20 protein-coding genes are annotated in these 25942 nt (G+C 72.0%); 9 read left to right on the plus strand and 11 right to left on the minus strand.

Annotated elements, in window-relative coordinates; all coding sequences use genetic code 11:
* Positions 1 to 2019: 2019 nt before the first annotated feature.
* Both EIO00_RS06795 and trxA read right to left on the minus strand, forming a co-directional pair.
* A complete protein-coding gene (locus EIO00_RS06795) occupies positions 2020 to 2904 on the minus strand; it encodes a putative RNA methyltransferase (RefSeq protein WP_140176300.1) in 885 nt (294 codons plus the stop codon).
* Positions 2905 to 2934: 30 nt separating this feature from the next.
* Complete coding sequence (gene trxA, locus EIO00_RS06800) at positions 2935 to 3288, minus strand: thioredoxin (protein WP_140176302.1); 354 nt, start codon at positions 3286 to 3288, stop codon at positions 2935 to 2937.
* 130 nt (positions 3289 to 3418) lie between these two features.
* On the opposite strand from trxA, the gene EIO00_RS06805 reads away from it, so the two are divergent.
* Positions 3419 to 4471: a sigma-70 family RNA polymerase sigma factor gene (locus tag EIO00_RS06805; protein WP_140176304.1), complete on the plus strand. Its 1053-nt coding sequence runs from the start codon at positions 3419 to 3421 to the stop codon at positions 4469 to 4471.
* Positions 4472 to 4534: 63 nt separating this feature from the next.
* The gene (locus EIO00_RS06810; protein WP_140176306.1) at positions 4535 to 5884 is read left to right on the plus strand and encodes a class II 3-deoxy-7-phosphoheptulonate synthase; all 1350 of its coding nucleotides are present in this window, start codon (positions 4535 to 4537) and stop codon (positions 5882 to 5884) included.
* A gap of 136 nt (positions 5885 to 6020) precedes the next feature.
* Here EIO00_RS06810 and EIO00_RS06815 read toward each other — a convergent pair whose 3' ends face one another.
* The 3 genes from EIO00_RS06815 to EIO00_RS06825 all read right to left on the minus strand — a co-directional run bounded on the left by EIO00_RS06815 (position 6021) and on the right by EIO00_RS06825 (position 8844).
* Entirely contained in the window at positions 6021 to 6389 is a 369-nt protein-coding gene (locus EIO00_RS06815; protein ID WP_140176308.1) for an ATP-binding protein, read from the minus strand.
* A gap of 4 nt (positions 6390 to 6393) precedes the next feature.
* Positions 6394 to 6714, minus strand: a complete 321-nt coding sequence (locus EIO00_RS06820) for an STAS domain-containing protein (RefSeq protein WP_140176310.1) — start codon at positions 6712 to 6714, stop codon at positions 6394 to 6396.
* Between the two features lie 69 nt (positions 6715 to 6783).
* On the minus strand, positions 6784 to 8844 hold the full coding sequence (locus EIO00_RS06825) for a SpoIIE family protein phosphatase (RefSeq protein ID WP_241661178.1): 2061 nt from the start codon (positions 8842 to 8844) through the stop codon (positions 6784 to 6786).
* 212 nt (positions 8845 to 9056) lie between these two features.
* Between EIO00_RS06825 and EIO00_RS06830 the strand changes: the two genes are divergently transcribed.
* From EIO00_RS06830 to EIO00_RS06840, 3 genes are all read left to right on the plus strand, one after another.
* Positions 9057 to 13244, plus strand: a complete 4188-nt coding sequence (locus EIO00_RS06830) for a HAMP domain-containing protein (RefSeq protein ID WP_241661179.1) — start codon at positions 9057 to 9059, stop codon at positions 13242 to 13244.
* A gap of 65 nt (positions 13245 to 13309) precedes the next feature.
* Positions 13310 to 13957 (plus strand): response regulator, encoded by a 648-nt coding sequence (locus EIO00_RS06835; RefSeq protein ID WP_140176314.1) that lies wholly within the window; start codon positions 13310 to 13312, stop codon positions 13955 to 13957.
* A gap of 175 nt (positions 13958 to 14132) precedes the next feature.
* Positions 14133 to 14624, plus strand: a complete 492-nt coding sequence (locus EIO00_RS06840) for a hypothetical protein (RefSeq protein ID WP_140176316.1) — start codon at positions 14133 to 14135, stop codon at positions 14622 to 14624.
* An 81-nt stretch (positions 14625 to 14705) separates the two neighbouring features.
* Here EIO00_RS06840 and gltX read toward each other — a convergent pair whose 3' ends face one another.
* Together gltX and EIO00_RS06850 are read right to left on the minus strand one after the other, a co-directional pair.
* The gene (gltX, locus tag EIO00_RS06845; protein WP_140176318.1) at positions 14706 to 16097 is read right to left on the minus strand and encodes a glutamate--tRNA ligase; all 1392 of its coding nucleotides are present in this window, start codon (positions 16095 to 16097) and stop codon (positions 14706 to 14708) included.
* Positions 16098 to 16139: 42 nt separating this feature from the next.
* Positions 16140 to 16721: a TIGR03086 family metal-binding protein gene (locus EIO00_RS06850; protein WP_140176320.1), complete on the minus strand. Its 582-nt coding sequence runs from the start codon at positions 16719 to 16721 to the stop codon at positions 16140 to 16142.
* A gap of 91 nt (positions 16722 to 16812) precedes the next feature.
* Between EIO00_RS06850 and EIO00_RS06855 the strand changes: the two genes are divergently transcribed.
* Entirely contained in the window at positions 16813 to 17625 is an 813-nt protein-coding gene (locus EIO00_RS06855; RefSeq protein ID WP_241661180.1) for a helix-turn-helix domain-containing protein, read from the plus strand.
* Between the two features lie 12 nt (positions 17626 to 17637).
* A complete protein-coding gene (locus tag EIO00_RS06860; RefSeq protein ID WP_140176324.1) occupies positions 17638 to 18261 on the plus strand; it encodes an NUDIX hydrolase in 624 nt (207 codons plus the stop codon).
* A gap of 34 nt (positions 18262 to 18295) precedes the next feature.
* Here EIO00_RS06860 and EIO00_RS06865 read toward each other — a convergent pair whose 3' ends face one another.
* Positions 18296 to 18667, minus strand: coding sequence for a hypothetical protein (locus EIO00_RS06865; protein WP_241661181.1), 372 nt, complete (start codon positions 18665 to 18667; stop codon positions 18296 to 18298).
* A gap of 266 nt (positions 18668 to 18933) precedes the next feature.
* Between EIO00_RS06865 and EIO00_RS06870 the strand changes: the two genes are divergently transcribed.
* Complete coding sequence (locus tag EIO00_RS06870) at positions 18934 to 21288, plus strand: Tex family protein (RefSeq protein WP_140176562.1); 2355 nt, start codon at positions 18934 to 18936, stop codon at positions 21286 to 21288.
* 177 nt (positions 21289 to 21465) lie between these two features.
* Here EIO00_RS06870 and EIO00_RS06875 read toward each other — a convergent pair whose 3' ends face one another.
* Complete coding sequence (locus EIO00_RS06875; RefSeq protein ID WP_241661182.1) at positions 21466 to 21987, minus strand: hypothetical protein; 522 nt, start codon at positions 21985 to 21987, stop codon at positions 21466 to 21468.
* Positions 21988 to 22580: 593 nt separating this feature from the next.
* Here EIO00_RS06875 and EIO00_RS06880 point away from each other — a divergent pair.
* Complete coding sequence (locus EIO00_RS06880) at positions 22581 to 23642, plus strand: phosphotransferase family protein (RefSeq protein WP_241661183.1); 1062 nt, start codon at positions 22581 to 22583, stop codon at positions 23640 to 23642.
* Positions 23643 to 23733: 91 nt separating this feature from the next.
* Here EIO00_RS06880 and EIO00_RS06885 read toward each other — a convergent pair whose 3' ends face one another.
* Complete coding sequence (locus tag EIO00_RS06885; RefSeq protein ID WP_140176326.1) at positions 23734 to 25068, minus strand: lysine N(6)-hydroxylase/L-ornithine N(5)-oxygenase family protein; 1335 nt, start codon at positions 25066 to 25068, stop codon at positions 23734 to 23736.
* A gap of 267 nt (positions 25069 to 25335) precedes the next feature.
* Positions 25336 to 25917: an RlpA-like double-psi beta-barrel domain-containing protein gene (locus EIO00_RS06890; RefSeq protein WP_140176328.1), complete on the minus strand. Its 582-nt coding sequence runs from the start codon at positions 25915 to 25917 to the stop codon at positions 25336 to 25338.
* Between the last annotated feature and the right edge of the window lie 25 nt (positions 25918 to 25942).

Genomic DNA, 25942 nt, shown 5'->3' on the forward strand with positions numbered 1-25942 from the left:
ATCAAAGGCCAACAACCCACCCGACCCACACAGAGTCGGGCGAGCCAAACCTCACGATGGGGAATCAACCCCAGCGCACACCCTCCTGCACCACACGATGCAAAAGAGCATGCACATAAACCACTTAACGAGGACACAACCCCCACAAAGAGGGTCGCCTCACACGCACTGGCTTTTAACGCACTGTTGAGTTCTCAAGAAACGGACACCCACCNACAAAGAGGGTCGCCTCACACGCACTGGCTTTTAACGCACTGTTGAGTTCTCAAGAAACGGACACCCACCCCAGAACTCCACCACACCGGCAGAGCCCTGCAGGGGCAACCCTTCCAACTTACCTGATCTAGGACCAGCGTCAAGTTTCCTGACGGAAATCTCGTCGCGGGATCCTCGACCAGGTACCGCGCACCACGACAATCTGCAGGCTGACACCTGCTGACTCATCGGGCTCGCGGGTTCGCCCTAGGGCCGGCCGCCTTACTCGGCGTCCTGCATCCCCTTCGGGCTGGCCTTCCCAGCATACCGCGCCGGACCCTGTGATCCGAACGCTTCTTGCGGGACGGTGTCCCCGGGGCCGACCGCCTCGCGGCGTTCCGCATCCCCTCGGGGCACGGAAGACTGTAGACAGCCGGAGGGAAGGCGTCAAATCGAAATCGTCGACCTCTACAGAACCGCTGGTCACAGGGCTCCCATGGCGGAACGCCACGCATCGCCGGCGTCGTCCGCCGATGCGCATCGCTCCGCTCCCGGGAGCCTCAAGGCCGCTGCGGACGGAGCTCACGCGACATCGGGGCAGCGGCCTCGCATGATCGACGCGCTCCTCTCCCGCGCCCGTCCAGGTCCTCGATCGAGCACGGAGCGGCAGGCCGATGGTCCCTGGGGCTCAAGCTCCGGACATCGTCCGATCACGGGCCGCTCGCGGTGCGGCGTCATGCCCGGCTGCGTTCCGGAACGACGTCATATGGCAGGCCATGACACCGAAGCCGTTCAGTGAGCTCGAATCACGGTCGGCGTCCAGCGCACGGCACGGCCGCAGAGGACCGACCGTCCTGCAGCAGCCGAAGCCGGGTGAGCCCGAACCCGACGATCGGAACCGACCGGCCCCCATCGGTCGAAGCGGCCCACCGGTCGAGGCGCCCGGCGGGCCGCTGAAACCGCCTGTCCGGGGCCGCGCGCCCTGACCTGCGCCGGGCGTGATCTTCGCCGCCGTCCACGGCGCCTGAGCGGCTTCTCCGTCTCTTCCTCAGGGGCGTGCCGCGGAGAAGAGCCGGACGGGGGAAGGAGGGAGGCTCCCCTCGCCGAGGGGGCGGGCTCATGTCGCACTCAGCGGAAGGCGAGGGCGGCCGGAAGTCCATGTCGGACGTCCGACGGTGCGGCCCCAAGCCCGACCGGGGAACGGCAAACCGAGATCTGCCGCGCGAGTTCGAGTGTTCCCGCAGTGCTCGCACGGGGCTCGTACGGGCTCGTACGGTGCCCGCGCGGCCGGTGTCGACCTCCGCCCCCGCCGCACCGCGCCCCTCTGACGCACACCGGCCGGTCGGTCCGGCTCACCGACGGCGCCCCTGAGCGCCGAAGAAAGACCCGACGAATGATCCTTCAAAAACACCGGCGGAGCCGGGGAAATCACGCCGATCGCATGCATCGATCCGGTCTCTTCGGTGCGCGTCCCTCATCGCCCGTCATTCGATCAGCAAGATCAAGACCGCGGCCCGCTCCGTCGGGCCCTGTCATTCCTTCCGTCCCGGCGGCGGACGGAACGGGTGATGAAATCTCGCGAACCGTCGGGATGCGGTCGGTCGTCCGCCCATCGGGCTCATCGCGCATGACGCCCATGCGATCGCCCCAGCGGCTCCCGGGCCGCGCCATGGCGTCGCCGGGGCGATGCCCGAGGACGTTCGAGCGCAGAGCACCGGATCGAGGCACAGGGCGCCGAAAAGTCGACCGGAACGCCGGACCGTCGAGGTGCGGGGCGCGTGCCCGACCGCGCGACGAACGGCGATCGGGTTCCCCACCGTGTCGTCACGACGATCTCGCGCGACGGTCCCGTGCGTCGTCACGACGAGGGTGCCGGGCGGGGCGGTAGGTCGCGAGGGAGACCGAGAGGGGGACCCGGATCGGGGCGGGGAGCTCGGCCAGCCTGGCGTGCAGCCGGGGGGCGGAGACGTGGCGGGCGCTGGGGCCCATGGCGACGAGGGTGAGGACCTCGTCGCGATCGAGGACGGCCTCGGTCTCCACCGTCGTGGTGGCGACGTGGACGAAGTGGGCGCCCAGGGCCCGATCGAGGCGTTCGCGTTTGCGGCCGTCGACCGTGAGCAGGCCCAGTTCCGGGATGAGGCGCCCCAGGTGGCGGGAGGTCGGGGTGACCACGTGGAGGAGGCCGTCGGGGGTGAGGACGCGGCGGTACTCGGGGCCGTTGCGGGGCGCGAAGACGTTGATGATCGCATCGACGGCGGCCGTCCGGACCGGGAGGGGCCGCCACAGGTCGGCGACGACCGCTCCGATGCGCGGGTGGGCGCGGGCGGCGCGACGGATGGCGTGTTTGGAGGCGTCGACGGCGAGGCCGACCGCGCCGGGGGCCCGGTCGAGCAGGCGGGCCAGGTAGTAGCCCGTTCCGGCGCCGGCGTCGAGGATGCGCCCGGCGGGCGGCAGTGCCTCCGCCGCCTGCGCGGCGAGCGCATCCGCCAGGGGTGCGAAGTGGCCCGCGCCCAAGAACGCCTCTCGGGCGCGGATCATCTCCGGGGTGTCGGCCGTGCCCGGCCGGGCGTCACCGGTGAGCAGGTTGACGTAGCCCTGACGGGCGATGTCGAAGGCGTGCCCCGACGCGCAGCGCAGGGCCCGTTCCTCCGGCGCCAGCCCCGCCCCGCAGACGGGGCAGGCCAGCAGGTCCAGCACGTCGGTCAGCACGGGACCCCATTGTGCCGCCGGCCCGGCCGGTCAGGACTTCAGGCGCTCGCGGACCTCGTCCATGTCCAGGGCGCGGACCTGTTCGATGATGCTCTCCAGCATCGGGGCCGGGAGCGCACCGGGCTCGGCGTACACGATCACGCCGTCGCGAATGGCCATGAGGGTGGGGATCGAGGTGATGCCGAAGCGCTCGGCCAGTTCCGGCTCGGCGTCGGTGTCCACCTTGGCGAACACGATGTCGGGGTGCTGCTCGGAGGCCTCCTCGAAGATCGGGGCGAACCGCCGGCAGGGGGCGCACCAGGACGCCCAGAAGTCGACCAGAACGATGCCGTCGGCCTGGGCGGTGACGTCGAAATCCTTCGCGGTCAGTGTGACCGTCGCCATGTCGCTGCCTTCCTCGATACGGGTATCAGTCAGCACAAGCCGCGCGGTGGCCTGCGGTATTCCCGCTCGGGAATCACAGAGCCGTAATTAGCGTTGAATGAGCAGGGAGTTCGACCGGAGAAGGGTCAGGATGGCTGAAACCCGCACCAAGGGCGAGAGTGTCGAGGCGCAGGACAAGGATCTGGTCGGTGCGTACCTCGACAGGATCGGCCGTACTCACCTGCTCGACGCGCAGGAGGAGGTCGACCTGGCGAAGGCCATCGAGGGGGGCCTGTACGCCGAGCGGCTGCTGGAGGAGAACCGGATCCCGCCCGGGGTGAGCCGGGCGGAGCTGGAGGAGCTCGTGGCCGACGGGCTGCGCGCCAAACAGCGTTTCGTCGAGGCGAACCTCCGGCTGGTCGTGTCGATCGCGCGCAAGTACCCCACGGACGCCCTGCCGCTGATCGATCTCATCCAGGAGGGGAACCTGGGGCTGATGCGGGCGGTGGAGAAGTTCGACTACCGGCGCGGCTTCAAGTTCTCCACTTACGCCACCTGGTGGATCCGCCAGGCCATCGGGCGCGGGCTCAGCCACACCGCCCGGACCATCCGGCTCCCGGTGCACGTGGAGGAGGAGCTGTCGCGGCTGCGGAGGGCCGAGCGGCAGCTGGGCCGTGAGCTGGGGCGGGAGCCGACCCGTGAGGAGCTGGCGCAGGCGCTGGGCGCCGAGCCCGAGCACGTGGACGAGCTGATGCGGTGGCGGCGGGATCCGGCGAGCCTGGACGCCGCGGTGGACGACGACGGCGAGACCCCGATGGGCGACCTGCTGGAGGACCCCGAGGGCGTCAGCCCGGAGGCCGAGGTGCTGGCGCTGGACGACATCGCGGGCCTGGGCAGGCTGCTGGAGCGGCTGCCGGAGCGCGAGTCGGCGATCCTGCGGGCGCGGTTCGGCATGGAGGACGGGCAGCCGCTCTCATACGCGCAGATCGGGGCGCGGTACGGGCTGAGCCACAACCGGGTGCGGCAGATCACCGACCGGTCGCTGCGGCGGCTGCGTCAGCTGGCGGCCGAGTCCGACCGGGTCGAGCACGTGACCGGGCACCGGGCGCGGTCCTCGTCTCCGTCGCAGCCCAAGCCGCTGGGCCATGGGCCGCACAGGCCGCGCCGCAAGCTGTCCCCGCCCGTTCCCACCAAGGCCGCCTAGGGCCGCCGCGATACCGCCGGGGGCGTGATGTCGCGGCCGGACCGGTGACCTAGCCTTGGGGTCGTGGATACCACGACCGCCGCAGGGGAGCTCGACGCCTGGCGCGACCTCCCCGCCGCACAGCAGCCGGAATGGGACGACCCGGACGAGGTCCGGGCGGTGGCCGAGGAACTGTCGAAAGCCCCGCCGCTGGTGTTCGCCGGCGAGTGCGACCAGCTCAAGGACAGGCTCGCCGACGTGGTCCGCGGCGAGGCGTTCGTGCTGCAGGGCGGCGACTGCGCCGAGACGTTCGCCGGTTCGACCGCGGACGCGGTGCGCAACAAGCTCAAGACGCTGCTGCAGATGGCGGTGGTGCTCACCTATGCCGGCAGCGTCCCGGTGGTGAAGATCGGGCGGATGGCGGGGCAGTTCGCCAAGCCGCGGTCCAAACCCACCGAGACCCGCGACGGAGTGACGCTGCCGGCGTATCGGGGCGACGCGGTGAACGGGATCGAGTTCACCCCGGAGGCGCGGCGCAGCGATCCGCGGCGGCTGCTGCAGGCCTATCACTGTTCGGCGGTGACGCTGAACCTGTGCCGGGCGTTCACCAAGGGCGGGTACGCGGACCTGCGGCAGGTTCACGCGTGGAACCAGGACTTCGTGGCGGCCAGCCCGGCCGGACAGCGGTACGAGCGGCTGGCCGGGGAGATCGACCGGGCGCTGGCGTTCATGAAGGCCTGCGGGGCCGACCCGGAGGAGTTCCACGGGGTGGAGTTCTACTCCAGCCACGAGGCGCTGCTGCTGGAGTACGAGCGGGCGCTGACCCGGATCGACTCGCGCAGCGGGCTGCCGTACGACGTGTCGGCGCATTTCGTGTGGATCGGCGAGCGGACCCGGCAGCTGGACGGGGCGCATGTGGAGTTCGCCAGCCGGATCCGCAACCCGATCGGGGTGAAGCTGGGGCCGACCACCACGCCCGATGACGCGCTGGCGCTGATCGAGCGGCTGAACCCGGAGGGGGAGCCGGGCCGGCTGACGTTCATCACCCGGATGGGGGCGGGCCGGATCCGCGAGGTGCTGCCGCCGCTGGTGGAGAAGGTGACGCAGAGCGGGGCGCCGGTGGCGTGGATCTGCGATCCGATGCACGGCAACACCTTCGAGGCGCCCAGCGGGCACAAGACCCGCCGGTTCGACGACGTGCTGGACGAGGTGGCGGGGTTCTTCGAGGTGCATCGGTCGCTGGGCACCCACCCGGGCGGCATCCACATCGAGTTCACCGGCGACGATGTGACCGAGTGCGTGGGCGGCGGGGCCGCGATCGTGGAGGACGACCTGCACCAGCGGTACGAGACGGCCTGCGACCCGCGGCTGAACCGCAGTCAGTCGCTGGATCTGGCGTTCATGGTCGCGGAGATGTACCGCGACGTTCACTGAGACGCGCGCCGAGCGGCTCGCCGATACGGCGGGGCGGGCCCCGGGGCGCGGACGCCGCCCGCTCCGGGTCCGTCCCGTTCCGGGTCCGCCGTCTCCCGCCGGAGCGGACGTCCGGCGGCGGCCGCGGCCTGGACGGTCAGGTGGCGACCTCGGCCCAGACGACCTTGCCGCCGGTGACGGGGACGGCGCCCCAGGAGGTGGCGAAGCGGTCGACGATGAACAGGCCGCGGTGGCCCTCGTCGAGGGGGGCGGGCACCGTCATCTTCGGCATGGCGGGGGCGCGGTCGCGGACTTCGACGCGGACGGCGTCGGGGCGGCGCAGCAGCCGCAGTTCCAGCACGGTGCCGGCGTGCCGGACGGCGTTGGCGACGAGTTCGGCGACGATCGCGGTGACCTGTTCTTCACGCTCCAGCAGGGACCAGGTCCGCATGGTGCGGGCGGCGAGCCGACGGGCCAGCTCCACCGCCTCGCTCTGCGGGGCGGCGCGGAGGGTCGTCTCGGGCATCGGCTCACCCTTCGCGGGGAGCACCGATGAGGAACCGATCGAGCCCGGTGGTGTGCAGAACGTTCTCGACTCTGCCATAGGCGCCGGTCACGGAGAAGGAGGCGTTGCGGTCGCGGGCGTTCTTGTAGGCGCGGACGAGCACGTTGAGACCGGAGGAGTCGCAGAAGTCGACCGCGGTCAGGTCGACGACGATCTCCTTGTGGCCCGCCTCCGCCAGCGCCTCGAGCCGCTGCCGCAGCTCGTCGGAGGAGTGCAGGTCGATGGAGCCGCGCGCCGTCACGACCACGCGGTCACCTTGTCGCGTCGTATGCAAAGCGAGACCCATCGCCACTCACGATAGAACATCGCGTGACCTCGAACACGCCGGTCGGCCGATCGGGGCAGCCCGCTCCGGTCACGATGCGCGCAGCACGATCAACGCGACGTCGTCGTTGGAGGGCTCGGGCCCGAAGTCGCGGACCGCGCGTTGGATCCGGGCCGCGACCGCCCCGGCGGACAGGCCGCGGCAGCCGGACAGCAGGTTCTCCAGGCCGCGGCCGTCGCCCAGCAGCCGGTCGCCGGAACGGCGTTCGGTCACCCCGTCGGTGACGCACAGCATCACCTGGCCGCGTCGCAGCTCCATGGTCTGCGCGGTGAACTCGACGTCGTCGAACGCCCCCAGCAGCGGCTGGGCCTCGGCGGCCTCGTGCACGCCGCCGTCGGGGTCCAGCACCAGCGGCAACGGGTGCCCGGCGCTGACCAGGTCGATGCGGACCCCGTCGCGGCCGGGGCGGCGGGTGATCTCGCCGTGCAGCAGGGTGAGCAGCCGGGCGCGCGGCCCCTCGGCCAGGATCAGCCGGTTGAGCCGGGCCAGCACGTCGGGCACCGGCATGTCCTCGGCCGCCAGGATGCGCAGCGCGTGCCGGGCCAGCCCGGTGACGGCCGCCGCCTCCGGACCGGTGCCGCACACGTCGCCGATGGCGAACCGCCATCGGGCGGCGGGAACGGCGCCGGTCGGGTCGGCGCCGCATTCGAACACGTCGTAGAAGTCGCCGCCGACCTCGCTGCCCTCCCCCGCCGGCTGGTAGACCACCTCGACCTCCAGGCCGGGGATCTTGGGGATGCCCGGCGGCAGCAGGCTGCGCTGCAGAGCGCGGCTGGTGGCGGTCTGCGCGGTGTAGAGACGGGCGTTGTCGATGGCCAGCGCGGCCCGCCGGGACAGCTCCTCGGCCAGGTCGATGGCGCTCTGCGGGAAGCGGTCCCCGGCGGGCCGGCCGATGACCAGGACGCCCATCCGGCGGCCGCGGGCGATGAGCGGGAACGCATAGGCCAGGTCGTCGGCGGTGGACCCGGCCGCGGCGCGGGCGTCCCCGGGCGCGGCGGTGTGGCCGTTCCAGGCGCCGGAGGAGTCCAGCGGGGGCTGGGGCGCGGCGGTGAGCAGCTCGCGCAGGCCGTCCGCACGGGTCTCGTCGGCGTGCCAGACGTAGGCGGGGCGGGCGGTCTTGGTCTCGTCGACGGTGTAGACGGCGCACCAGGTGGCCAGCCGGGGCACGACCAGCTGAGCGACCAGGGCCATGGTGCGCTCCTGGTCGAGGGTGCCGGCCAGCAGGTCGCTGGCCTCGGCGACGAAGCTGAGCCAGCCGCGCCAGGAGCGTTCCAGCTCGCTGATGCGGGCGCGTTCCATGGACAGCGCCATCTCCTCGGCGATGCGGCCGAGCCGCTTGCCGACGGCCTCGTCGAACCGGCCCCGTTCGCCGGCGACGGCCACCAGCACGCCGGTCAGCCGCCCCTGCACCTGGAGCGGGGCGGCGACCAGGGAACGGGCCGCCAGGGCGGCGGCGACCGGGTCGGTGGGGTCGTCGGTCGTCCAGGGGGCGCCGACCCGGGCGTGCGGGCCGAGGCTGGCGACGGTGAGCCGGGCGAGGGGCGGGTCGGGGATCCGCCCGGTGGAGGCGCCGAGCACCAGGTCGCCTCCGCGGTCGGTGAGCAGCACCGCCACGCCGTCGGCCGAGAGCATGTCGCGGACCGTCTCGACCGCGCCGTCCAGGGACTCCTCCCCCGGCCGCAGGTCCAGCACCCGATCGGAGGGCAGGGAGAGGCCGGCGGTGTCGTCGATCGCCAGGGAGGGGACGCTGAGGGCGGGGGCGGCGGGGCGTTCGCCGGTCCGGGCGCCGGGCCTGTCCAGCCGGAACCACACGCCCTTGGTCAGGCCGTTGTAGGTGATGCCCCAGGAGGAGGCCAGCCGGTCGACGGAGGGGAGCCCGCGTCCGCTGGTGGCCTCGATCTCCGGCATGGCGATGTGCCGGGCGGGGTGCCGGTCCAGCACCTCGATCCGCACTCCGCCGTCCTCCAGCGTGCAGCGGACCTCGAACTCGGTGCCGGCGTAGGTGACGGCGTTGGTGGCCAGTTCGCTGGTGGCCAGCAGCGCGTCGTCGGCGACCTGTGTCAGGTCCCACTCGTTCAGGGTCCGACGCACGAAGCGCCGCGCGGCCGCCACCGACGTGGCCGCCGGCGGGAATGTGGCCGACGTCGACCGTCGTTCCACGCGCTCCCCCCGGGTGAAGAGGTGATACCGATCCCGGTCATCGTGACAGACTGCAAATGTACGGCCCAACGGGTGTGTCCGCAGATCCCGGACCGGTGAACCGGGCCAGGAGGATAAAGACTATGCCGCGAACCGCGTCCCGCATGAGGCAGCAGCCGAAGTCACAGCGTGACACCACGCCGCGGTACAGCGACGCCGACCTCGCACCGCTGTTGAAGGCGCTGATCGCCGTGCGCGACGGGAAGTTCGACGCCGACCTGGACCTGCCCGCGGAGGGGGCGGTCGCCGACGGGCTGGCGATCGTGCAGGAGATCCGCGACAACGGCGCGCATCTGAGCGGCGAGCTGTCGCGGGTGCGCCGGGAGCTGGGCCGCGAGGGGCATCTGCGGGAGCGGCTGGCGCCCCCGGTGGCGCGCGGCGGATGGGCCGCCGCGGTGGAGGACGCCAACGCGATCATCGACAAGCTGACCGACCTGTCCACCGGGATGGCCCGTGTGGTGGAGGCGGTGGCCGCGGGCGATCTGAGCCAGCGGGTGGAGCTGCAGCTGCGCGGGCGGCCGATGCGCGGCGAGGTGCTGCGGATGGCCCGGTCGGTGAACCGGATGGTCGAGCAGCTGGACAAGTTCACCTGGGAGGTCACCCAGGTGGCCCGGGAGGTCGGCGTGGAGGGCCGGCTGGGCGGGCAGGCGTCGTTGCGCGGCCAGACGGGCCGGTGGCGTGAGGTGACCAGCGCGGTGAACCTGATGGCGGGCCGGCTGACCGCGCAGGTGCGGGACATCGCGGTGGTGACCACGGCGGTCGCCAAGGGCGATCTGACCCGGAAGGTCACCGTGGAGGCGGTGGGCGAGCTGCAGGAGCTGAAGCTCACCGTGAACACGATGGTGGATCAGCTGTCGGCGTTCGCCGACGAGGTCACCCGGGTGGCCCGCGAGGTCGGCACCGAAGGACGCCTCGGCGGACAGGCGCGGGTGCGGGGCGTGTCAGGGGTCTGGAAGGACCTCACCAACAACGTCAACGGCATGGCCTCCAACCTCACCTACCAGGTCCGCAACATCGCCCAGGTGGCCACCGCCGTCGCCAACGGCGACCTCTCCAAGAAGATCACCGTCGACGCCCAAGGCGAGATCGCGGACCTGAAGGACACCCTCAACACCATGGTCGACCGCCTGTCGGCCTTCGCCGACGAGGTCACCCGGGTGGCCCGCGAGGTCGGCACCGAAGGACGCCTCGGCGGACAGGCGCGGGTGCGGGGCGTGTCAGGGGTCTGGAAGGACCTCACCAACAACGTCAACGGCATGGCCTCCAACCTCACCTACCAGGTCCGCAACATCGCCCAGGTGGCCACCGCCGTCGCCAACGGCGACCTCTCCAAGAAGATCACCGTCGACGCCCAAGGCGAGATCGCGGACCTGAAGGACACCCTCAACACCATGGTCGACCGCCTGTCGGCCTTCGCCGACGAGGTCACCCGGGTGGCCCGCGAGGTCGGCACCGAAGGACGCCTCGGCGGACAGGCGCAGGTGCGGGGCGTGTCAGGGGTCTGGAAGGACCTCACCAACAACGTCAACGGCATGGCCTCCAACCTCACCTACCAGGTCCGCAACATCGCCCAGGTGGCCACCGCCGTCGCCAACGGCGACCTCTCCAAGAAGATCACCGTCGACGCCCAAGGCGAGATCCTGGACCTGAAGGACACCCTCAACACCATGGTCGACCGCCTGTCGGCCTTCGCCGACGAGGTCACCCGAGTGGCCCGCGAGGTCGGCACCGAAGGACGCCTCGGCGGACAGGCCCAAGTCCACGGCGTGTCGGGAGTCTGGAAAGACCTCACCGACAACGTCAACGGCATGGCCTCCAACCTCACCTACCAGGTCCGCAACATCGCCCAGGTGACCACCGCCGTCGCCAACGGGGATCTGACCAAGAAGATCGACGTCGACGCGCACGGGGAGATCCTGGAGCTGAAGACGACGATCAACACGATGGTGGACACGCTGTCGGCGTTCGCCTCCGAGGTCACCCGAGTGGCCCGCGAGGTCGGCAGCGAAGGGCGCCTCGGCGGACAGGCCAAGGTCGAGGGCGTGCACGGCACCTGGAAGCAGCTGACCGAGAGCGTCAACGAGCTGGCCGGGAACCTGACCACTCAGGTGCGCGCGATCGCCGAGGTCGCCAGCGCGGTCGCCAGCGGCGACCTGAGCAGGGAGATCACGGTCCAGGCCGCCGGCGAGGTCGCCGAGCTGAAGGACAACATCAACCTGATGGTGCGGACCCTGCGCGAGACCACGCAGGCCTACCAGGAGCAGAACTGGCTGAAGTCCAACCTGGCCCGCATCGGCGGCCTCATGCAGGGGCACCGCGACATCGTGCAGGTGGCGCAGCTGATCATGAGCGAGCTGACGCCGATCGCCTCGGCCAGTCACGGCGCGTTCTACCTGGCGCGGACCGCCGACGACGGGGAGCTCGAGCTGAAGATGATCGCCGGGTACGGGGTGCGGCCCGAGCCCGACGCGGTGTTCCGGCTGGGCGAAGGACTGATCGGGCAGGCCGCGCTGGAACGCCGCATGATCAGGCTGGACGACGCGCCGGGCGACTACGTGCGGGTCCGCTCGGGGCTGGGCCAGGCCTCGGCCACCCATGTGATCGTGCTGCCGATCCTGTTCGAGGACCAGGTGCTGGGGGCGATCGAGCTGGCCTCCTTCAGCCCGTTCACCGACACCCATCTGGCGTTCTTCGACCAGTTCGCCGAGAGCATCGGGGTGACGATCAACGCGATCAGCGCCAACTCGCGCACCGAGGCGCTGCTGGCCGAGTCCCAGCGGCTGGCCCAGGAGCTGCAGGAGCGCTCCGACGAGCTGCAGCGCCAGCAGGCCGAGCTGCGCCGCTCCAACGCCGAGCTGGAGGAGAAGGCGGCGCTGCTGGCCAAGCAGAACCGGGCCATCGAGATGCAGAACTTCCAGATCGAGCAGGCCCGCCGGACGCTGGAGGAGCGGGCCGAGCAGCTGGCGCTGTCGTCGCGGTACAAGTCGGAGTTCCTGGCGAACATGTCGCACGAGCTGCGCACCCCGCTCAACAGCCTGCTCGTGCTGGCCAAGCTGCTGTCGGAGAACCCCGAGGGCAACCTGACCCCCAAGCAGGTGGAGTTCGCCAAGACCATCCACGACTCGGGCACCGACCTGCTGCAGCTGATCAACGACATCCTCGACCTGTCGAAGGTGGAGGCCGGCAAGATGGAGGTCCATCCGCAGCCGCTGCCGTTCACCAAGCTGGTCGACTATGTGGACGCCACGTTCCGGCCGATGGCGGTGGACAAGGGGCTGGCGTTCACGGTCGAGGTGTCGCCGGAGGTGCCGGAGCTGCTGTACGCCGACGAACAGCGGCTGCAGCAGGTGCTGCGCAACCTGTTGTCGAACGCGGTGAAGTTCACCTCCGAGGGCGAGGTGCGGCTGACCATCGCCCCGGCGCCGGAGGACGCGGAGTTCACCTCGCCGGCGCTGCGGGAGGCCTCCACGGTGATCGCCTTCACGGTCAGCGACACCGGGATCGGCATCAGCGAGGACAAGCTGCACGTGATCTTCGAGGCGTTCCAGCAGGCCGACGGGACCACCAGCCGCCGGTACGGGGGCACCGGGCTGGGCCTGTCGATCAGCCGGAACATCGCGCACCTGCTGGGCGGGGAGATCCACGCCGAGAGCGCGGTGGGCGAGGGCAGCAGGTTCACCCTGTACCTGCCGTCGCAGTACCGCGAGGGCCCGGCCGCCCAACCGGAGGCGGCGGCCGAGCAGGGCGCCGCCGCCCCCGCGGAGCCGAGCACGCCGAGCGCGCCCGGTGCGCCGAGCACGGCGGGCGCGCCGAGTGCGCCCGCCGCCGAGCCGGTGCTCCGGGCTCCGGAGCCGGTACCGGCCGGGGAGCCGGAGGAGCCGCCCGCCGATCACCTGGACGCGGTGCTGTCGGGGCGCAAGGTGCTGATCGTCGACGACGATGTGCGCAACGTGTTCGCCCTCGCCAGCGTGCTCGAGGGCTACGGCATGGAGGTGCTGTACGCCGAGGACGGCCAGGCGGGCATCGACCTGCTGCAGCGCAACCCGGACGTCTCGCTGGTGCTGATGGACGTGATGATGCCCGGTCTGGACGGGTACGCCACCACCGAGGCCATCCGCGGCATGCCGCAGTTCACCGATCTGCCGATCATCGTGATCACGGCCAAGGTGATGAAGGGCGACCGGGAGAAGAGCCTGGCCGCGGGCGCCTCGGACTATGTGCCCAAACCGGTGAACGTGGATCACCTGCTGGATGTCATGCGAACCTGGTTGCAGCGTGCCGCGGTGCGCTGAGCGGCCGGCCGGGACGGGACGCGGCCGGCGGCCCGTCCGACGATCACGATCAGGAGACACCGGGCGTGGACGACGACAAGGCCAAGATCCTTCTGGTGGACGACCGTGAGGAGAACCTCGTCGCGCTGGAGGCGATCCTCAGCTCCCTGGATCAGGACCTGGTGCGGGCCCGGTCCGGCGAGGAGGCGCTCAAGGCGCTGCTCACCGACGAGTACGCGGTCATCCTGCTGGACGTGGTGATGCCCGGGATGGACGGGTTCGAGACGGCCCGGGACATCAAGCGCCGCAAGAAGACCCGGGACGTGCCGATCATCTTCCTGACGGCGGCCGACGGCGACCCCGACTACGCGTTCCGCGGATACGCGGCCGGGGCGGTGGACTTCATCGCCAAGCCCTTCGACCCGTGGGTGCTGCGCGCCAAGGTGTCGGTGTTCGTGGAGCTGCACCGCAAGAACCGGCAGCTGCGGGAGCAGGCGGCCCTGCTGCGCGATCAGGCCGCGTTGCTGCGGGCCCGGTCCGAGGGGCCGGGGGCGCCGCGGTCGGGCGAGCTGACCGCCCGGTTCGATCAGGTGCGCGAGCAGGTGGAGACGGTGCTGGAGCGATCCCCGGCGGACCTGCGGCCGGCGGTGGAGGAGCTGTCCCGGCGGGTGGAGGAGCTGCACGCGGCGCTGGAGGGTCTGCGCGGCCCCGCGGCGTCCCCCACGACACCGTGACCGCCCCCGTGCATCCGGGTCCCCGGTAAGGGTTCTCCCGGATCTTGACTCCTTTCAGGACAGGCCTGATACCGGATTTCCCCGGATGCCGAACACTCGGCGCGAAAGCCATGATGACGGGCGTCCGGGCACGGGGCGCACAACGCCCCGCCGTACACGATGTCCTGGAGGGACTGTGCGCAAGATCCTCACCACCATCGCGACGGGCGTCATGACACTCGGTGCCCTGGGGGCCATGGCGCCCGCCGCTCATGCGCGGGCGGACGCGTACCCCTGCGGCCCGCAGTGGTGGCACTCGGGGCAGCAGCTTTACGTGCAGACCTGCCCCGACTGGGCTCCGAACAACTCGATCCCGGTCCACGAGTACAACGACCACACCTCCCGGGTGGTCGGGTACATCTACGCGCCGGGCGACGACTGGTACGTCTGCGGGTGGACCGGCAGCCGGCAGACCGCTCACGGCGCCACCAACTACTGGTGGGCGCTGACGGTCGCCGACAACGGCCAGGCCGGCTGGGTCAACCAGATCTACTTCCGGGGCGGGAGCGACAACGAGCCCGACGGCGGCCTGGTGATCTGCCCGTTCTACACCGCGAAGAGCACCGCCGACGCGGACCGGATCTCCGGAGCCGACGCCCTGAAGGCGGTCACGGCGAACGCCCGGTGACCCCTTCGTCCCCCTCCTGGTGAAGAACGCCGTCCCGGCCGATCGGCCGGGACGGCTCCGTCGCAGGCCGCGAGGCCGCGATCAGCCGGCGAGGCGGGCGCGGGCGGCGGCGATGCGGGCCAGGGTGGCGTCGCGGCCGAGGACCTCCAGGGACTCGAACAGCGGCAGGCCCACGGTGCGGCCGGTGACGGCGACCCGGACGGGGGCCTGGGCCTTGCCGAGCTTGAGGCCGAAGCCGGCGCCGACCCGCTCCAGACGGGTCTTGAGCTCGTCGGCGTTCCAGGGGGCGTCGCGGTAGGCCTCCTCGGCGGCGGCGAGGATCTCCGCGGCCGGCTCCTTCATGGCCTTCTTCCAGGACGCCTCGTCGAAGACCGGCTCGTCCAGGAACGCGAAGTCGACCATCGGGACGATCTCCGACAGCACCGCCACCCGGGTCTGCGCCAGCCCGGCCAGGCGGGCGAAGACGTCCATGTCGACCGTGAAGGGCGCCTTCTCCAGGAACGGCCGGCATTCGGCGATGAACTCCTCCACCGACAACGCCCGGATGTAGTCGCCGTTGATCGCCCGCAGCTTCTTGACGTCGAAGAAGGCCGGGGAGGCGTTGACCTCTTCGATGCGGAACTCGCGTTCGATGACCTCCCAGGGCACCACCTCGCGGTCCCCCGAGGGGGCCCAGCCCAGCAGCATCAGGTAGTTGCGCATCGCGGCGGCCAGGTAGCCCTCGGCCTGGTAGTCCTCCAGGGCCACCTTGTCGCGGCGCTTGGACAGCTTCTGCCGCTTCTCGTTGACGATGACCGGGACGTGCGCCCACACCGGCGGCTCGTGCCCCAGCGCCTCCCACAGCAGCTGCTGCTTGGGGGTGTTGGACAGGTGCTCCTCGCCGCGCACCACGTGGGTGATGCCCTGGGTGATGTCGTCGACGACGTTGGCGAGCAGGAACGGCACCGACCCGTCGGAGCGGGCGATGACGAAGTCCTCCAGCACCTTGTTCTCGAACGTGGGGGTGCCGCGGATCAGGTCGACCACGGTGGTCGTCCCCTCGTCGGGCGTGCGGAACCGGACCGCGCGCCCCTCCCCGGGGCCGAGGTCGCGGTCGCGGCAGTGCCCGTCGTAGCCCTTGTTGGGGTCGCCGGTGCGGGCGACCACGTCCTGGCGGGTGCAGTCGCAGTAGTAGGCGCGGCCCTGCTCGAGGAGGGTCTTCAGCGCCTCCTGGTGCTTGTCCAGGTTGGCGGACTGGAAGTACGGCCCCTCGTACTGGTCGCCGTCGATGCCGAGCCAGGCCAGGGCCCGGATGATGCCTTCGGTCCACTCCGGTTTGTTGCGGGAGGCGTCGGTGTCCTCGATCCGCAACACCAGCGTCCCACCGGACTGTCGAGCCATCACCCAGTTGAACAGTGCGGAACGGGCCCCGCCGACGTGGAACATGCCGGTCGGAGACGGTGCGAAGCGTACACGGAGCGAAGACGAAGACATGGGCACAAGCCTAGAGCTTTCCGGGCCCGGCGCCGGCACGCCTCAGGGGGTCCAGTGCGGGTCGCGGCCGGCCAGGCCGAGGGCGCGATCCAGCAGCGGCGCCGACTCGGGCACCGGCACCTCGGGGCCGAAGACGCCGTTGTCGCGGGCGAACGGGGCCATGGTCTGCAGGTGCTCCCACAGTGCCTGGACCACCCGGTCGTCATAGGAGGGCTTCTGCCCGGTGGCCGCGGCCAGGTCCCAGCCGTGCACGGTGAACTCGACGAACATGATCCCGCCGATGACCGCGGCGGGCATCTCCCCCTTGGCGGTGAGCGCGGTGACGCCCTCCCAGGCGGCCGGGTCGGACCAGGCGGCGGCGGTGCGGCGGGCGCGTTCGGCGTAGCGGGCGGCCCAGCCGGCCTCGGCGGTCAGATCCTCCTGAGGGCCCCGCCCGTCGTCGAGCGGGGTCTTGCGGGCGGCGGCCTCGCCCCGTTCGCCGGTCCAGTGGGCGAGGTGGCTGATCAGGGCGCGGACGTCGAAGTCCGGGCACGGGGTGGGGTCGCCCAGCCGTGACTCCTCGACGCCCTCCACGATCGCGATCAGGGCCTCGGCGGCGGGGATCAGCTGCGTTCTCAGCTCCATGGGCCTCTCCTCCTCGGCGGTGTCTCGCATGCGCGGCACAGCATAGGAACACACGTTCGAGCGGTCTTGAACAAACGCGACAATGGAGCCCGTGACGGACTCGACCAGGGGCATCCTGCGGGCCGCCGCCGGGCTGCGGCGTTTCCGGATGCACCGGACCGCTCCTTCCCCGGGCCTGTCGCCCTATGTCGAGCATCACTGGATCCTGCACTGGGATCTACGCGAGCCGCACGCACAGCGGGTGCTCACCCATCCGACGGTGCACCTGACGTTCACCACCGGCGGCCGGGCGCGGGTGGTGGGGATCGTGCGCGGGGCGTTCGACGAGACGATCGCCGGACGCGGCCGGGTGGTGGGGGTCCGGTTCCGGCCGGGCGGCTTCCGGCCGCTGCTGGACGGACCGGTGTCATCGCTCACCGACCGGCGCGTGCCGGTGGAGGAGGTCTTCGGGCCGCCGGGCCGGGCCCTGGCGGAGGCGGTCCTCGCCGAGGGGTGCGACGAGGCGGCGGTGGCGCTGGTGGAGCGGTTCCTGCGGGCGCGCCTCCCGGACCGCCCCGACCCGTTGATCGCGGAGGTGGCGGCGATCGTGGCGCGGATCGCCGAGGACCCCTCCATCAGCCGGGTGGACCGGCTGGCCGCCGAGGCGGGCGTGGGGACGCGGTCGCTGCAGCGCCGGTTCGCCGAGTACGTGGGGGTCGGGCCGAAGTGGGTGATCCGGCGGTGCCGGATGCAGGAGGCGGCCGAGCGGGCGGAGGCCGAGGAGGAGGTGGACTGGGCGGGGCTGGCGGCCCGGCTCGGCTACGCCGACCAGGCCCATTTCGTCCGCGACTTCACCGCGACGGTGGGCGTTCCCCCGGCCCGGTACGCCCGCCGGTGCGCCGCCGACGCCGCGGGCGGGACCTGAGACCATCGAGGGATGCGACCTCCCATGGATCTGGCGGCGTTCACCGAACTGGCCCGCCGTCGGCTGGCCGCGCACCGGCACACCGAGATCGACGGCGAGCGGGGCATGCGGCGGGCGGCGGTCTCGCTGTGCGTGACCGAGCACACCGGCGAGCCCGCGGTCATCGTGATCAAGCGGGCCGACCGGGGACGCAATCCGGGGCAGTGGGGGCTGCCGGGCGGGCGGCTGGACGAGGGCGAGACCGCCGAGCAGGCGGCCCTGCGGGAGCTGCACGAGGAGGTGGGGCTGCGGGCGGACCCGGAGCATGTGCTGGGCCGGCTGGACGACTTCCCCGCCTCCTCCGGCTTCATCATCACCCCGCTGGTGCTGGCGCTGCCCGATCCGGGGCCGGTGCGAGCCAACCCCGGCGAGGTCCGGTCGGTGCACCACGTGACGTTGACCCGGCTGGTCGCCGACGACGCGGTCCGCTGGGTGCCCCAGCTGGACGGGGGGCGTCTGCTGCAGATGACGCTCGGGCCGCGGATGACGATCCACGCCCCGACCGGGGCGTTGCTGTGGCAGTTCCGCGAGGTGGTGCTGCTGGGCCGCACCGCCCGGGTGGCGGACTTCCTGCAGCCGGACTGGACGCGCCGCTAGGCGGGGCCCGGCCGTTCCCGCCGGGGCGCACCGGTCAGGAGGCGTCCTCGGCGGCGTCGAGGTGCTCGAGCCACAGGCGGGCGCGCTCCAGGTGCTCCTCCTGCAGGCCCTCCCACGGGTCGACGGGGATCAGCAGGTGCGAGTCCCATGCCAGGTGGTCCAGCAGACGCTCGGCCGCGTCCGGCTCGTCCTCGAACCACACGAACGGCCGCCCGCCGGCCCAGGAGGCCACGTGCCGGGCCTTCCAGGCGTCGAGCGAGACCGCCTCGGGGGTGCCGGGGAAGCGGGGAACGGGGACGAACGGCAGCTCCGGCAGCCCGATGCGGGGCGCGATCCACTCGTTGGCCCCTCCGCACCAATAGCCGGCCCAGGCCGGCTCGGCGCCGGTCGACTCCGCCAGCTCCACCAGCAGGGGGCCATGCGGTTCAGCCAGATCTGGACGGGGGCTCCGTCCGGGGCCACCCGATGGCGGCGATAACCGATGGCCGGCCGCCGAAAGGGGGGGTGAGGACCCCGTCGACGTCCAGCAGTATCAGCGGCCTTCTCATGCCCCGACGGTGACGCCGCCGCGGGGCGGGGCGGCGGAAAACGGGCACCGGCGCGACAAGCGGCCCGATCACCTGCACAATGCTGTGCCGACAACGGAACAGAAGGCGGATCGAGATCGTGACGATGTCCCAGACCGGGACCCACAGCGGTTCCGGCAATGCGCTGTACCTGCGGATCGCCGAGGAGCTCGGGGTGCGCGAGCACCAAGTCCGGGCGGCCGCGGAACTGCTGGACGGCGGCGCCACGGTGCCGTTCATCGCCCGCTACCGCAAGGAGGCCACCGGCGCGCTGGACGACACCCAGCTGCGCAGGCTTGAGGAGCGGCTGCACTACCTGCGCGAGCTGGAGGAACGCAAAGAGGCGGTCCTGGAGTCGATCCGCTCCCAGGGCAAGCTGACCGAGGCCCTGGAGAAGCAGATCCGCGAGGCCGACTCCAAGGCCCGGGTGGAGGACATCTATCTGCCCTACAAGCCCAAGCGGCGCACCAAGGCGCAGATCGCCCGGGAGGCGGGACTGGAGCCGCTGGCCGACGCCCTGCTGACCGATCCCGCCCAGGACCCGCAGGCGGCCGCCGCGGCGTTCGTCGATCCCGACAAGGGGGTGGCGGACGCGGCCGCGGCGCTGGAGGGGGCCCGGGCGATCCTGGTGGAGCGGTTCTCCGAGCACGCCGACCTGATCGGGGCGCTGCGGGAGCGGATGTGGTCGCACGGCCGGCTGATCTCGCGGGTGCGGGAGGGCAAGGAGGAGGCCGGCGCCAAGTTCGCCGACTACTTCGACTTCTCCGAGCCGTTCACCGAGCTGCCCTCGCACCGGATCCTGGCGATGTTCCGCGGGGAGAAGGAGGAGGTCCTCGACCTGGAGCTGTCGCCGGAGGCCGATGACGAGGCCGCCGCCGCCCCCGGCCCGTCCTGGTACGAGCGCAAGATCGCCGAGACGTTCGGCATCGCCGACCGGGGCCGGCCCGCCGACCGGTGGCTGCTGGAGACGGTGCGCTGGGCCTGGCGCACCCGGATCCTGGTGCATCTGGGCATCGACCTGCGGACCCGGCTGCGCACCGAGGCCGAGGAGGAGGCGGTGCGGGTGTTCGCCGCCAACCTGCGGGACCTGCTGCTGGCCGCGCCCGCCGGCACCCGCCCCACCATGGGGCTGGACCCGGGGCTGCGCACCGGGGTGAAGGTGGCGGTGGTGGACGGCACCGGCAAGGTGGTCGACACCGCGACGATCTACCCGCACGAGCCGCAGCGCCGCTGGGACGAGTCGATCGCGGTGCTGGCCGCCCTGGCCAGGAAGCACGCGGTGGAGCTGGTGGCGATCGGCAACGGCACCGCCTCCCGGGAGACCGACCGGCTGGCCGGGGATCTGCTCAAGCGGCACCCGGAGCTGAAGCTGACCAAGGTCGTGGTGTCGGAGGCGGGGGCGTCGGTGTACTCGGCGTCGGAGTACGCCGCGCAGGAGCTGCCGGATCTGGACGTCTCGTTGCGCGGGGCGGTGTCGATCGCGCGGCGACTGCAGGATCCGCTGGCCGAGCTGGTCAAGATCGATCCCAAGTCGATCGGGGTCGGGCAGTACCAGCACGACGTGTCACAGGTGAAGCTGTCGCGGTCGCTGGACGCGGTGGTGGAGGACTGCGTGAACGCCGTCGGGGTGGACGTCAACACCGCCTCGGTGCCGCTGCTGACCCGGGTGTCGGGCATCGGGGAGAGCCTGGCGGCGAGCATCGTGGCCTATCGGGAGGCCAACGGCCCGTTCCGCACCCGGCAGGCGCTCAAGAAGGTGCCGCGGCTGGGACCCAAGGCGTTCGAGCAGTGCGCCGGGTTCCTGCGGATCCCCGGCGGGGACGATCCGTTGGACGCCTCGGCGGTGCACCCGGAGGCGTATCCGGTGGTACGGCGGATCCTGGACGCCACCGGCACCGACATCCGGTCGCTGATCGGCAACGCCAAGGTGCTGCGGTCGCTCAAGCCCGCCGATTTCGTCGACGACACCTTCGGGCTGCCCACGGTGACCGACATCCTCTCGGAGCTGGAGAAGCCCGGGCGGGACCCGCGGCCGGCGTTCAAGACGGCGGCGTTCGCCGACGGGGTGGAGACGCTGGAGGACCTCAAGCCCGGGATGGTGCTGGAGGGCGTGGTCACGAACGTGGCCGCGTTCGGGGCGTTCGTGGACGTGGGGGTGCATCAGGACGGGCTGGTGCACATCTCGGCGATGTCGAAGGAGTACGTCGAGGATCCGCGGGACGTGGTCAAGCCCGGCGACATCGTCAAGGTCCGGGTGCTGGAGGTGGACATCCCCCGGAGGCGGATCTCGCTGACCCTGCGGCTGGACGACGATCCGGCCGACCGGCGCTCGGGGCGGGGCCGGCGGGGCGGCGGCCGGCCCCAGCGCGGTCGTCGCGGCGAGAGCTGGGGCAACGGCGCCCTCGCGGACGCGCTGCGCCGCGCCGGGCTGGACAAGGGGTTGCCGGGCCGCCTGAACTGACGTCGCCGGCCCGGGGACGGCGGACGAGGAGGTCCCATGCCGTCGCCCCGGGCCGCCCCTCGCGCGGAGACGGCGGAACGCCCCGGGCGGTCGGCCCCTTCGACGACCGCCTCTCACACGGGCGTGCACGAGCGCGCACGGGCGTGCACGAGGTCGCCGGGTCGTCCCGGGGGCCGGTCAGGAGAGGTTCTCGTCCAGGTCGAGGCCGACGACCGAGGAGCAGTTGGTGCAGATCCACTCGGCGATGACGGCCTCGGCCCGCATGTCGCGGGTGCGGTAGGGGCGGGGGACGCGGCGGCGGCGCATGCCGTGGCCGCAGGCCGCGTGCAGCAGCCGCCCGCACATGCGGCACGGCCACACGTCCTCACCGTGCCGATGGCAGCCGGGGCAGGCGTGCGGGCCGGTGTAGGGGCCGGGCGCCGGCTCCTCGCCGGCGGCGTCGAACTCGGCCAGCCACTGCCGTTCCAGGTCCAGATACTCGTCATGGGGCCAGTGGCGGTCGGCCAGCCAGGCCAGGTACTCCTCGGCGTCCGGTTCGAGGACCTCGGTCATCGACTCGGGGTATCCGCCCTCGCCCTCGGTCTTCCGCACACCGGGCCGCAGCGCCCTCGCCAGCGACCAGGCCGCCAGCAGCATCAGGCACATGCACAGCACGATCATGTTCTCACGCCCGACGGCGCCCTTTCTCGTTCTGGTCATCTGCGCCTATCCGGCGCGCAGTAGCTCGGAGCGCTCGAACGCTACAAGAAAGAACCCGAAGGGAAAAGTCGATCAATAATTGATCTACCTGGACGTGACAGATCCCGGGCCCGTCCGGGCCCGGGATCGGTGGAGTCGATCGATCGCGCCGAGCATCAGCGCAGACCACCGCGGACGGCGGTGACCGGTTCGCCGTCGACGGTGCCGCCGCTCAGCCCCCAGAAGAACGCGCCGCCCGATCCCCGGTCATCGGCGGTCATCGACGGCCATCGGCGCAGGCCGTTTCGTCGCCATGGCGGCGGGGCGTCGTGGTCCCGCCACCGGTCGCCGCAGGGGGCGCAGGCGGCGCCGTTCACCGGGCGGCCGGAGATCCGGCCGCCGCCGGCGTCGAAGCCGAAGGTCGCCGAGGCGCCGGGGCCGGCGTCCCGTTCTCCAGCCGGCGTCCGTGGACGCGCGGCGGTCTCCGGAGGAGGTGCGCACGGCGTCCCAACGGGCGGCCGCTCCCCGGTCGAGGCGGAGGCCGCGCGGACCCGGCCGACGGGGCGCGGTCACGGGAGATCCGCACCCGTGCCCAGACTGCTACGCTCCGTCACGTGAGCGCGCAGATCGATCCGCACACGGTGGACTTCACGGTGCTGGCCGCCTGGATGGACCAGCAGGGGCTGCCGGGCGGACCGATCGAAGACGTCCGGCCGCTGACCGGCGGCACCCAGAACATCCTGGTGCGGTTCCGTCGCGGCGGGCGCTCGTACGTGCTGCGGCGCGGCCCGGAGCATCTGCGGGCGCGCACCAACGAGGCGCTGCGCCGGGAGGCCCGGGTGCTGTCGGCGCTGGACGGCACCGACGTGCCCGCCCCGCGGCTCATCGCCGCCTGCCTCGACGAGCGGGTGATGAACGGCTCGGTGTTCTATCTGATGACGCCGGTGGAGGGGTTCAACGCCACCACGACGCTGCCCGAGCCGCACGCCTCGGACGCCTCGATGCGGCACGCGATGGGCCTGTCGGCGGCCCGCGCGTTGGCCACGCTCGGCGCGGTGGACCACGAGGCGGTGGGGCTGGCCGATTTCGGCCGGCCCGAGGGGTTCTTGGAACGTCAGGTCAGCCGTTGGCTGTCGGAGCTGGAGTCGTACTCGGCGCTGGAGGGCTACCCGGGACCGGACATCCCCGGCCTGGAGCGGGTCGCCGACTGGCTGGAGGCCAACCGGCCGCGCACCTGGCGGCCGGGCGTCATGCACGGCGACTACCACCTGGCCAACCTGATGTTCTCCTTCGACGGCCCGCAGGTGGCGGCGATCGTGGACTGGGAGATGTGCACGATCGGCGACCCGCTGCTGGACCTGGGGTGGCTGCTGGCGACCTGGCCGGGCGAGGACGCCGAGAGCGCGGCGGTCGCCGGGCCGCTGGGGCGGGCCGGCGGGCTGCCTCGGCCCGAGGAGCTGGTGGCCGCCTATGCGCAGCGGCCGGAGGCGACGGCCGGGCGCGAGCTGGACGCCGTCGACTGGTACACGGTGCTGGCCTGTTTCAAGCTCGGGATCGTGCTGGAGGGCACGCACGCCCGGGCCTGTGCGGGCAAGGCGCCCCGGCAGACCGGCGATCTGCTGCACTCCATCACCCTCGCCCTGTTCCGCCGCGCCCGCCGGATCAGCGGGGCGTGACCGGGGGGCGGAGCGGCGGCCCGGACGCCGCTCCACCGGATCGGCGCCCGGGGAGGCGCAGCGCGGACGCGCCGGCCCGCGCGGCGACCGCTCAGGTGGACAGCGCGTAGGACGGCGGAGCGGCGGCCCGGGCGGCGACGATCGATTCGATGATCTCCCCGACCCGCAGCGCGGTGGTGGACAGCAGGGTCGCGGTGAGGCCGTGGGTGTGCTCGGTGGGGCCCTGCAGGTAGATGCCGCACCGCACGCGTTCGGTGGTGGCGATCCGGTAGTCGCGCTCCACCCGCAGTCCGCCGTCGGGCAGCCGCAGGCAGTGCTCTGCCACCTCGCCCAGCAGCGCGGTCGGGTCGCCGATCCGGTAGCCGGTGGCGTAGACGACCGCGTCGGCCTCCAGCACGGTGCGCTCCCCGGTCGGGAGGAACTCCACCACCGCGCGGACGCCCGCGGAGTCGGTGCGCAGTTCGGCGATCCGGGAGGCGTTGAGGATGCGCAGTCGCCGTTCGCCGGTCACCTTCTCCTGATAGACCCGTCGGTACAGCTCGTCGATGAGCTCCAGGTCCACCACCGAGTAGTTGGTGGAGCGGTGGTAGTCCAGCAGCATCCGCTTGACGTCCTCGGGGGCGGTGTAGAAGTGGTCCACCGCCTCGGGGTCGAAGATCCGGTTGGCGAACGGGCTGTCGTCCGCGGGCGTGTACCCGTACTTGGTGAAGACGGCGCAGATCTCGGCGGAGGGGAACCTGCGGTGCAGGTACTCGGTGACCTCGGCGCCGCTCTGCCCGGCCCCCACCACCAGCAGGCGGCGGGGCTCGTGCAGCCGGTCGATGCGGTGCAGCAGCTCGTGGCTGTGCCAGACGCGTTCCCCGGCGGTCACGCCGGGCGGGAGCACCGGCTCCAGCCCGGTGGCGATCACCACGTTGCGGGCCCGGTGGGCGACCAGCTCATCGGAGCGGCCGGCGTGGCGGACGACGATCTCGAGGGCCTCGACCGGCCCGTCACCGGGCACCGGCCGGACCGTGACCACCTCGGCGCCGTAGTGCACCTGGTCGGTGAAGTGCCCGGCGGCCCACTCCAGGTAGTCGTGGAACTCCATCCGCGTCGGGAACAGGGTCTTGTGGTTGATGAAGTCCACCAGCCTGCCGCGGGCCTTGAGGTACTGCAGGAAGGTGAACTCGCTGGCCGGGTTGCGCATCGTCGCCAGGTCCTTGAGGAAGGACACCTGCATGGTGGCGCCGTCGATGAGCATGCCCCGGTGCCACCCGAACGCGGGCTGCTTCTCGAAGAAGACCGCGTCCAGCCGGTCCCCCTCGGCCGCCGTCGCGTTGTGCTCGCGCAGCGCGACGGCCAGGGCGAGGTTGGAGGGACCGAAACCGATGCCCGCCAGATCGTGCACGCGATCGGCGGGGCCGTTGGTCGGGGGGAGGGGCATGGGTGTCCTTTCCGCGGCCTCGGGAACGAACGTTGCGACACCAGTTAGGTTAGGCTCGCCTTCGTTAGGCGAGCCTAACCTCATGATGGTCGCACCACAAGGCCGGGGCGGGCGCACCGTGGGCAAGATCATGCTCCGCCGCCCCGTCACGCCGCGGCCGGGCGACCCTCGTCGGATCGCCCGGCCGGGTCGACGGTCGGGAGCGGCCGGTGGACCGCCGGGAGGACCGGCGGGGAAGGCCTCGGGGCCTCCCCCGCCGAGGAGGGGTCAGGAGCCGAACGGCTTGGGGTGCCCCCGGTCGCCGCGGCCCGGCCCCCACTCCAGGACCTCGTAGGTGACGCCCTTGAGGTGGCCCATGCCGCCGCCGGCGTCGTACTTGCTCTTGGGCCGGCCGCCGTCCTGCAGGTAGCGGAACGAGTAGGTGTCCAGGTCCAGCATGATGCCGCGGTGCGAGGGCTCGCCGGGGCCGCGGTCGCCGATGAACCCGGTCACGCTGCGCCCCTTGTAGGTGACCCTGACCTTGGTCAGCATCGGCCAGCTCGGGCTGGCGAACATGCCCTTCTGCATGGGCCTGCCGCTGGCGGGGGCGCCGGTGTCGCCGCGAACGCCGGAGCCGTCGTCCCAGAAGTAGGACGCGGTGGTGGTGCCGGTGAGCAGGACCTCGGTCCGCTCGGCCTTCGCCTGGGCCCGCGCCTCGCCCTTCGCCCGGTCCTGCGCGGCTCCGGCCGGGGCGCGCCGCTCGGCGGTGGACTCGGCGCCGGCGTCGGCGGTCATCCCGGCGGTGATGCCGGCGACCAGGACCGCTCCGGCGAACCCGGTGACGGCGGCGTTCTTGGCGTGCTGGCGCATGGGTCTCCTTTCCGCGGGGGCCGTG

The sequence above is a fragment of the Thermomonospora catenispora genome, assembly GCF_006363815.1.
GTDB lineage: Bacteria > Actinomycetota > Actinomycetes > Streptosporangiales > Streptosporangiaceae > Thermomonospora > Thermomonospora catenispora.

Coding starts and splice junctions, on each gene's coding strand:
- EIO00_RS06870 (WP_140176562.1), top strand. CDS start 18,934: ATGTCCCAGACCGGGACCCACAGCGGTTCCGGCAATGCGCTGTACCTG.
- EIO00_RS06830 (WP_241661179.1), top strand. CDS start 9,057: ATGAGGCAGCAGCCGAAGTCACAGCGTGACACCACGCCGCGGTACAGC.
- EIO00_RS06820 (WP_140176310.1), bottom strand. CDS start 6,714: ATGGGTCTCGCTTTGCATACGACGCGACAAGGTGACCGCGTGGTCGTG.
- EIO00_RS06875 (WP_241661182.1), bottom strand. CDS start 21,987: ATGACCAGAACGAGAAAGGGCGCCGTCGGGCGTGAGAACATGATCGTG.
- EIO00_RS06805 (WP_140176304.1), top strand. CDS start 3,419: ATGGCTGAAACCCGCACCAAGGGCGAGAGTGTCGAGGCGCAGGACAAG.
- EIO00_RS06885 (WP_140176326.1), bottom strand. CDS start 25,068: ATGCCCCTCCCCCCGACCAACGGCCCCGCCGATCGCGTGCACGATCTG.
- EIO00_RS06815 (WP_140176308.1), bottom strand. CDS start 6,389: ATGCCCGAGACGACCCTCCGCGCCGCCCCGCAGAGCGAGGCGGTGGAG.
- EIO00_RS06860 (WP_140176324.1), top strand. CDS start 17,638: ATGCGACCTCCCATGGATCTGGCGGCGTTCACCGAACTGGCCCGCCGT.
- gltX (WP_140176318.1), bottom strand. CDS start 16,097: ATGTCTTCGTCTTCGCTCCGTGTACGCTTCGCACCGTCTCCGACCGGC.
- EIO00_RS06890 (WP_140176328.1), bottom strand. CDS start 25,917: ATGCGCCAGCACGCCAAGAACGCCGCCGTCACCGGGTTCGCCGGAGCG.
- EIO00_RS06850 (WP_140176320.1), bottom strand. CDS start 16,721: ATGGAGCTGAGAACGCAGCTGATCCCCGCCGCCGAGGCCCTGATCGCG.
- trxA (WP_140176302.1), bottom strand. CDS start 3,288: ATGGCGACGGTCACACTGACCGCGAAGGATTTCGACGTCACCGCCCAG.